A 7,626-nucleotide genomic window follows, 5' to 3' on the forward strand; every position below is an offset into this window, starting at 1 on the left:
TATCATTAAATAGAGCTTGTTGCGAATGAAGGCTCTTTTTCTTTTACCACAAATTGCTACACTCTTTGTAATATAAGCATTCTAGACCATTTTGTCCCCCCGCAAGGAAATCTCTAAATATCCAATGCTGACTCCAGAGCAAGAGATTATTTTTGCTCGGCAGGTACAGCAGATGATGGTAGTCCAGCAACGTAAACAAGTTCTCGAAGAACAACTACATCAACAGTTAACTTTACGGCAACTGGCTGTTGATATGGGAAAAAGCGAAGCTGAAATATCCCAGATTCTGCGGTTAGGGCAGAAGGCCAAAGAAAAAATGATTGCGGCGAATCTACGGTTGGTGGTAGCAATCGCCAAAAAGCATCGGTGGAGTCATCTAGAATTTCTGGATTTGGTACAAGAAGGTTCTATTGGGTTGCAAAAAGCGGTCGAGAGATTTGATCCAAATCGAGGTTATAAGTTTTCGACCTGTGCGAAAGGCGTGGATTCGGCAGGAAATCACGAAAGCGATCGCTAATAAATCAACCACAATCAGAACACCGAGTTACATGAACGATCGCTTGATTAAACTCAAAAAAATACAGCGAGAAAGAGCAAGAATGCTGGGGCGGTATCCCACGATTGTAGAGATAGCAGAAATTGCCGAACTTAGCCCAGACCAAGTGAGAGAATGTTTAATTGCGTTTCGCCAACCACTGTCTTTAGATCGGCCAATGGGGCAGGAGGATGAAGTTGACTTTTTGGAGATTCTGCCTGCTGATACCACTTCCCCAGATGAGTATTTAGACGAAGGATTTCTGCGGCAAGATTTAGCGAATTCTTTGATAACCCTCAAGCCACTGCAAAAACAAGTGCTGATGTTTCGCTTTGGTTTGGGCAGTGTGGACAAGCTGACCACGAAACAAATTGCTCAGAGGCTCAACATCAAAGAGTCGAAAATGAAGACAGTTCAGAATCGGGCAATTAAGGTATTGCATCGCAAGCAACCGCAGATGCGAGAGTATTTGGCTTGAGGTGTTGGGTTTAATAGTCTTGAAATGTGCATCATGATGCGTTAAAGCGTCAACCTAATCATCGTGGTTACGTTAAAATTATCACAGAGGAGTGGTTGCGATTGATTGGCCCTAGATATTTAGTGAATAAGAGATAGATGGACTTGTTTGACCAACATCTAAAGGAAATAGAACAAACCCTTGCACCACTGGCAGCAAGGATGCGTCCCTTGACACTAGATGAATTTGTTGGTCAAGATCATATTATTGGCCCAGGTAGGCTATTACGACGTGCCATTAGTTTAGATCAACTATCGTCAGTAATTTTTTACGGGCCGCCAGGGACAGGAAAAACGACACTGGCAAGAGTGATAGCGAATACAACAAGCGCCCATTTTCTTGCCATCAATGCGGTATTGTCAGGAGTCAAAGAAATTCGTGCTGCGATAGAAACCGCGCAGCAACAGCGAAAATTGTACTCTTCACGAACCATTCTGTTTGTGGATGAGGTTCATCGTTTTAACAAGTCCCAGCAAGATGCGCTGCTGCCTTGGGTAGAGAATGGGACAGTAATTTTAATTGGGGCAACTACAGAAAATCCATACTTTGAAGTTAATAAAGCATTGGTAAGCCGTTCGCGGATTTTTCAATTAAAGCAACTAAACGACCAAGATTTGTACAAAATTGTTCAACAAACGCTAACTGAGAGCGAGCGCGGCTATGGAAAGTTGTCAGTAGAAATTGAGGATAAAGCTTTAGAACACTTAGTAAATGTTGCCAATGGTGATGCACGTTCTTTACTGAATGCTCTGGAATTAGCGGTAGAAACAACGCCAGCCGACGCACAAGGAATCACACATATTAGTTTGGCAATAGCAGAGGAGTCAATTCAACAGCGTGCAGTCTTGTATGACAAAGAAGGTGACGCCCACTTTGATACAATCAGTGCGTTTATCAAAAGCTTGCGAGGTTCTGACCCGGATGCTGCCTTGTACTGGCTGGCGAAAATGGTTTATGCCGGAGAAGACCCCTCTTTCATATTTCGCCGGATGTTGATTTTGGCGAGTGAAGATGTAGGTCTAGCTGACCCCAACGCGATTGTAATTGTCAATGCTTGCAATGAAGCTTATGACAGAGTGGGGATGCCGGAAGGTCGTTATCATTTAGCACAGGCAACACTATATTTAGCAACTGCGCCGAAGTCAAACAGCGTCATGGGCTTTTTTGATGCACTAGCATCTGTAGAGCAAGAAAAAGAAAAAGATGTACCTAATCATTTGAAGGATGCGAATCGAGATAAGAAAGGGTTTGGGCATGGGCAAGGTTATCTTTATCCTCACGCTTACCGTGACCACTGGGTAGCACAGCAATATTTACCAGCCAGCCTGCAAGGGCAAGTATTTTACCAACCATCAGCCCAAGGCAAAGAAAAAGAAATTAGCACCCAAGTCTTGCGTCGCCGGGAAGCCCAACTAGCTGCATTGGTAGAAGGTAGTACTGTTGCGCCGCTAGAAATACTAACTTACGGAAGTAGCGACAAAGCTAGTGAGCGTTGGTTACAGCGTACACTTTCGCAGGTAGGGACACAGTTAGCAAATGTTCGAGAGCGGATTTTTGATTTAGCCCAATTGCAGCGGCATCATTTAGTGTTAGATATTAACGCTGGCACAGGTTTACTGACTTGGGAAGCGATTCGGCAAGCGCCAGAAGGTGGAATATATGCTTGTGTTCGCACTCCTGTGGATGCTAATGCTCTACAAGAGCAAGCAGCAGCACTACCACAACTGATGCGTCCGGTCATTTTGGCTGCGCCAATCTCTCGACTGTCTGAGGTATTGGCCCAGGAGGCGGCAAATGTTCAATTTGATTGCATCATGGGAAGAAATGCCTTGATGTCGGAGCCTGACAAATTACCCGCAGCCCAAACTTTAGCTCAACTAATACCGCCAGGAGGAAAGCTGGTACTGGCAGAGACTTTACCACGCTTTACTCAAAGGTTATATCGCTTACTCCCAGCAAACGCTTTAGATAAAAAGTTGTACGAACAATTAGTTGATGCAGAAGAAGCAATCTACGCCGATCAATCAGACCCCATGCTCAACTGGGATGCTAATGACTTACATGATGCTTTTGCATCAACAGGGTTAACAGTAGATATGGGAGTTGAACAAAATTTAACGCAAATGCACATCACTAGTGTTTTTCTGGAACGTTTGTTTACTACTAATGGTAATCGACCAAGTTATGCACAACGTCTGGGCAAAAAACTCACATTGGAAGAATTGGAAAGGCTCAAAGCGGCTTTCACCCAGTACTTGCTGAACCAGACAATTGACTGGCAAAGTGCGATCGCTTTTCTCAAGGCTCAAAAATGTTAAACATTCTTCTGCGAAATCTGACATTTAGAAAAATAGATATAAAACTGATAACTAGCTGCAAAAAGAACCAAAGCTTCAATTTTAACCAAAAGTTAAATAGTTTAAAACATATAATCTGCTGAGAGAATATTTTAAAGCTGCGTGAGAAATTTTTTGTTAAACGGCAGATATTTAGATAGAGCAGAAAATTAGGTATAAAATTTAACAAAAAATATTATTTTCTAGTTTGCGTTATTATCTAACCAAAACGTTTTGGTTAGATAATAACGCTATTGCCTTTTTCTTAATTAGTGATAATATCGAACGAACTATATGCTTTGGTTAGTTAACCTATGCTAATAATAAAAGTTCTTATGAAAAAACTTTGGCTACCTAATCTAACTCCAAAATGGTTGTGTAGGAACTAATGTAATCATTGCAACGTGAGAACTGCTTATATGGCAAAATCCAGATCAACAAAAGTTATTACGAAACCTGAAAAATTACCCAAAATTGTGGCGTTTGCTAATCAAAAGGGCGGAGCAGGTAAATCAACAGGTGCTGTTCATGCTGCCGATTGGTTTACTCAAATGGGACGCTCTACAGTATTAGTTGATGCAGATGGGCAAGAAAGCTCATCTAATTGGTTAAAAGATTTGAGTTTACCTTGCAAGGTGATCAGCGATCCAGAAATTTTGTTTGATGAGCTACCAAAGTTAGCAGAATCTTACGATGTAGTAATCGTTGATGGGCCAGGCAACGCTAGTGAAGTAACAAAAGCAATCTTGATTCGCTCCAATCTAGTGCTAATTCCTTGTAGAGATTCCATGATTGACCTAGCAAGTACGGGCAAAATTGTACAGTTTGTACGTCAAGCGAAAGAAATTAGAGGAGGACTCCCGATTGCAGCAATTTATCTTAATGCAGTTAAAGACAATACTATTTTGTTACGAGAGGCTAGAGAAGCGCTGCAAAGTGGTTTCATACCGTTGCTGAATGCTACGCTTCCAGATCGACAATGTATTAAAGATGCGCCTGGGCAAGGTAGTACAGTCTTTCGTATGAAAGGAGAAGCTCCTAAAGCAGCCGCACAAGCTTATATCAAAATCCTTACAGAAGCTTTACAGCTATTTGAAACCGAATCATGAATCGACGAAAACTTAAAGATAACATTGCCAATAATGAAGAACTGAGCTTTGTGTTTGGTAAAACTACTACTCAAGAAATTATCAAAACAACAAAAGAAACTAAAGAAGAGATTTTATCTGCCAAAGATATTGTTTGTACGTTTACCTTTATTCCAGATGGTAAACCAGTCCGCCATTATTACGATCCTGAAGAATTACAGAAATGGGCATTAAATGATATTCAGCTTAATGGAATTCGTTCTCCTCTGTGGGTTCGTCCTCATCCCAACCAACCTGGGAAGTATGAATTAGTTGCTGGACTTCGGCGACTAAAAGCAGCAGCAATTATAAAATTAGAAACTGTCCCAGTTAAGGTTTTTGATTGGGATGACCAAACTGCTTTTCACGCTGCCATATCAGAGAATACAAATCGTCGTGATTTTAGTGCTTTAGAAGAATTAGATAACACTTTACGATTGTTGGAATTGCAGCTAGGCTATGACACTGAAAAAGTTGTCAGTTTACTCTACCGAATGAATAATGCTACGAAAAGCAATACTAACCAAAACGTTTTGGTTAGTGAAGAAGCTGAAATTGTACGTCAAGTATTTGATTCCTTCGGAAGAATCAGTTGGCAATCTTTTGTTGCGACTCGACTCCCCTTATTAAAAAAACCAGTAGATATCTTAAATGCTATACGTCACGGAAAAATTCATTATACTAAGGGGATTTTACTAGCTAGTATCAAAGATGAAGATGTAAGACACAACCTTTTACAAGAAGCTGTTAAAAACTCTTTAAGCCTTACAGAAATTAAGCAACGGCTCAAGATATTAACTAGTAGTAAGACACAAACATTATCTGATGCTATTAGCCTAAAGCAACGTTTGTCCAAGACAGTTCAACTAGCCAGCAAGAATAAGAGTTTATGGAGCGATCCAAATAAAACTCAGCAAATAGAGCAGTTACTTAAGCAATTAGAAGCAATTGTGATAGATCAAAGTAAATAAAGGCTATCAACTTGCTGCTGCAAGGTTGTCAAAATTTCCACCAAGGTTCAGATTTATTTCAACAGTAGATCCTACGGCTATTGCTTGCCTTTTTTCTTAACAAAAAAGTAAACACCCTCATTGGTATAACCCATAAATTAGTATTGATGTTTATCTATGTAGTGGTCTTTGCTTGAACGAACTGTTTCTGTGTTTTCTACAAGAAGCAAAAGTAAAATTTTTAAAATTACAGATGGGTATCAAATAGGGGTCATATAACCTCTAAAAACTTGAATTATGCTATAGGGGCTAAATAGTGGTTAAATAGGTTACAATTAGCCCTCATTTAGGGTATCCTCAAAAAGTCCTGATTTTATGCCGCAATTAACCCTGATGACTTTTTTTGAATTCAAAATGCAAAATTCAAAATTCAAAATGAAGAATGGAAATAATTTTGAATTAATCAATACTTCAAGTCATTGCCATCGCCACAATATGCTTTCTTTGGCGGTCAACACTCTTAGTCGTGAGTTCAATCGGACACTAGTTGTCTTTAATGCGTGAATGCGTGAATTTTGAATTGGAGCAAAGCGACATGACAAACATCCATGCACTGCAAAAAATTTTTCCCGCAGGCTTTGACAATGGCTATGGCAGTTTGAAGCTGTTAGTCGATGGCTTTGAAGTTGTGCGAGTCCCCAGCTACATTTCCACAGCAGATATGGAAGACGTTCCCGGACGCGTAGAATTTAACGGGACAGCTTACACAGTTGGTGAATCTGCTTTTCGTGCTGGAAATCATTTTGAACGCAACACAGACAACAATGAAAACAAAATCAAGAATGCTCTGACGACGCTATTGGGAGCATTAGCACATTTGCCACACCGCAAAGCTTGGCATTTGAAGTTAGTCGTCAGCTTACATGATATCGCTTTAGCAAAAGACTTAACAAAAGTCCTTAGTGGAGAATACCTTGCTGTCCTTGCTGGCAAACCCTCAGAAGTCAAAGTAGAAGTTCTGAAAGTTGTTCCTGAAGGAATGGGAGCTTTGTTTGGGCGTTCCCTTCCCAAAAAGTTAACAGTGATTGACTTTGGCAATGGCACAACGCTGTATTCTCGATACACTCAAGGAAAGCGGGAAGTACACACACCTTACCCAATCGGTGTAGAAGTCCTCATCGATGAGATTGCCCAAAAAATGAAACATCTTAATGGAGGTAAAGTTGGGGACGCATCAAAGGTGCGATTTTGCTTAGAAAACGAACACACCAGATATAGTCGTGACATTGATATCAAAGATGTCTACATGGCTTGTTTTAAAGATTGGTATGAAAAATATTTGAAAAAAGTAGTAGGTATGGCACTGGATGCCAAACACCAAGGCGATGAAATCTGGGCAATAGGAGGCGGCTGTTTGTTACCAGGATTTAAAAAGCTGCTAGAAAAAAATGGATTTAAAGTTCTAGACAATCCGGTAGAGGCTAATGCAGCCGGGCTATTGGAGATGGCCAAAGCAATAGTCAACAAGAATTCTTAAAAAGCCAGTAGGATAAAGCCATGTTTAATAATCAAGATGATGTCTCAGACAAAGTACGCATTAGAAATAGTTATCGTAAGCGCATAATAGCAGAGGCTAAACAATTAGACAAAAGCTATTTGGAGACGGTTCATTTCATCATTGACTGTTATTTTGCATTCAAAAAAGGAGTGTTGAATATACCGCAACCAATAGCTTATACATCCGATTTCAATGGAATAGATATTAATTCGGGAGCATCCCGTCAGTCTGTTACAAGCGTATTGACCAACCCTGAACAAGAAGATTCAGGCAATGAAACATTTTCCCTAGATTTTGATTTATAGATATGAATTAGCCTATTGCGGTGAGAAAGAGATTGCCTATCAATCAGCTAAATCAAGTTTTGATTTTTAGTTTTGACACGTTGATAAAGCTCCTCCATAGTCTCGATAAAGGAACTATCTTTTTGCCAGAAAGCAGGGAAATCTCCTTCCTTCTTGATTAAAATTGCTGGAATGGCACTATCATTGGACGTTTCAATAATTGAGGGCAATCGCTTACTACCTAGCCAAAACTCCCGAAGATTCGGTTTGTGATTAACAGCCCGCTTTTCTATTCTTGTATAGAAAGATTCACTAGGTT

Annotated in this window: 7 protein-coding genes and 1 pseudogene; 7 read left to right on the forward strand and 1 reads right to left on the reverse strand. The window is 40.3% G+C overall.

Annotated features, from left to right (window positions below; translation table 11 throughout):
• Positions 1 to 124: 124 nt before the first annotated feature.
• From H6H03_RS38480 to H6H03_RS38510, 7 genes are all read left to right on the forward strand, one after another.
• Positions 125 to 517, forward strand: coding sequence for a sigma factor (locus H6H03_RS38480; protein ID WP_190960241.1), 393 nt, complete (start codon positions 125 to 127; stop codon positions 515 to 517).
• Positions 471 to 1,013, forward strand: a complete 543-nt coding sequence (locus H6H03_RS38485; protein WP_190960242.1) for a sigma-70 domain-containing protein — start codon at positions 471 to 473, stop codon at positions 1,011 to 1,013. The genes H6H03_RS38480 and H6H03_RS38485 overlap by 47 nt, the downstream gene beginning before the upstream one ends.
• 137 nt (positions 1,014 to 1,150) lie before the next feature.
• Positions 1,151 to 3,370: an AAA family ATPase gene (locus H6H03_RS38490; protein WP_190960243.1), complete on the forward strand. Its 2,220-nt coding sequence runs from the start codon at positions 1,151 to 1,153 to the stop codon at positions 3,368 to 3,370.
• Between the two features lie 437 nt (positions 3,371 to 3,807).
• Positions 3,808 to 4,497 (forward strand): ParA family protein, encoded by a 690-nt coding sequence (locus H6H03_RS38495; protein WP_190960244.1) that lies wholly within the window; start codon positions 3,808 to 3,810, stop codon positions 4,495 to 4,497.
• Positions 4,494 to 5,486, forward strand: a complete 993-nt coding sequence (locus H6H03_RS38500) for a ParB/RepB/Spo0J family partition protein (RefSeq protein ID WP_199339237.1) — start codon at positions 4,494 to 4,496, stop codon at positions 5,484 to 5,486. The genes H6H03_RS38495 and H6H03_RS38500 overlap by 4 nt, the downstream gene beginning before the upstream one ends.
• Positions 5,487 to 6,060: 574 nt before the next feature.
• Positions 6,061 to 7,002, forward strand: a complete 942-nt coding sequence (locus H6H03_RS38505; protein WP_190960245.1) for a ParM/StbA family protein — start codon at positions 6,061 to 6,063, stop codon at positions 7,000 to 7,002.
• A 20-nt stretch (positions 7,003 to 7,022) separates the two neighbouring features.
• Positions 7,023 to 7,328 carry a hypothetical protein gene (locus H6H03_RS38510; protein WP_190960246.1) on the forward strand — a complete coding sequence of 102 codons (306 nt, stop codon included), beginning with the start codon at positions 7,023 to 7,025 and terminating at the stop codon, positions 7,326 to 7,328.
• A 47-nt stretch (positions 7,329 to 7,375) separates the two neighbouring features.
• Here H6H03_RS38510 and H6H03_RS39975 read toward each other — a convergent pair.
• Positions 7,376 to 7,626, reverse strand: a pseudogene (locus H6H03_RS39975) (SWIM zinc finger family protein); the annotation flags it as partial.

Source organism: Nostoc paludosum FACHB-159, from assembly GCF_014698835.1.
Classification (GTDB): Bacteria; Cyanobacteriota; Cyanobacteriia; order Cyanobacteriales; family Nostocaceae; genus Nostoc; species Nostoc paludosum.

Coding starts and splice junctions, on each gene's coding strand:
- H6H03_RS38480 (WP_190960241.1), top strand. CDS start 125: ATGCTGACTCCAGAGCAAGAGATTATTTTTGCTCGGCAGGTACAGCAG.
- H6H03_RS38490 (WP_190960243.1), top strand. CDS start 1,151: ATGGACTTGTTTGACCAACATCTAAAGGAAATAGAACAAACCCTTGCA.
- H6H03_RS38495 (WP_190960244.1), top strand. CDS start 3,808: ATGGCAAAATCCAGATCAACAAAAGTTATTACGAAACCTGAAAAATTA.
- H6H03_RS38500 (WP_199339237.1), top strand. CDS start 4,494: ATGAATCGACGAAAACTTAAAGATAACATTGCCAATAATGAAGAACTG.
- H6H03_RS38505 (WP_190960245.1), top strand. CDS start 6,061: ATGACAAACATCCATGCACTGCAAAAAATTTTTCCCGCAGGCTTTGAC.
- H6H03_RS38510 (WP_190960246.1), top strand. CDS start 7,023: ATGTTTAATAATCAAGATGATGTCTCAGACAAAGTACGCATTAGAAAT.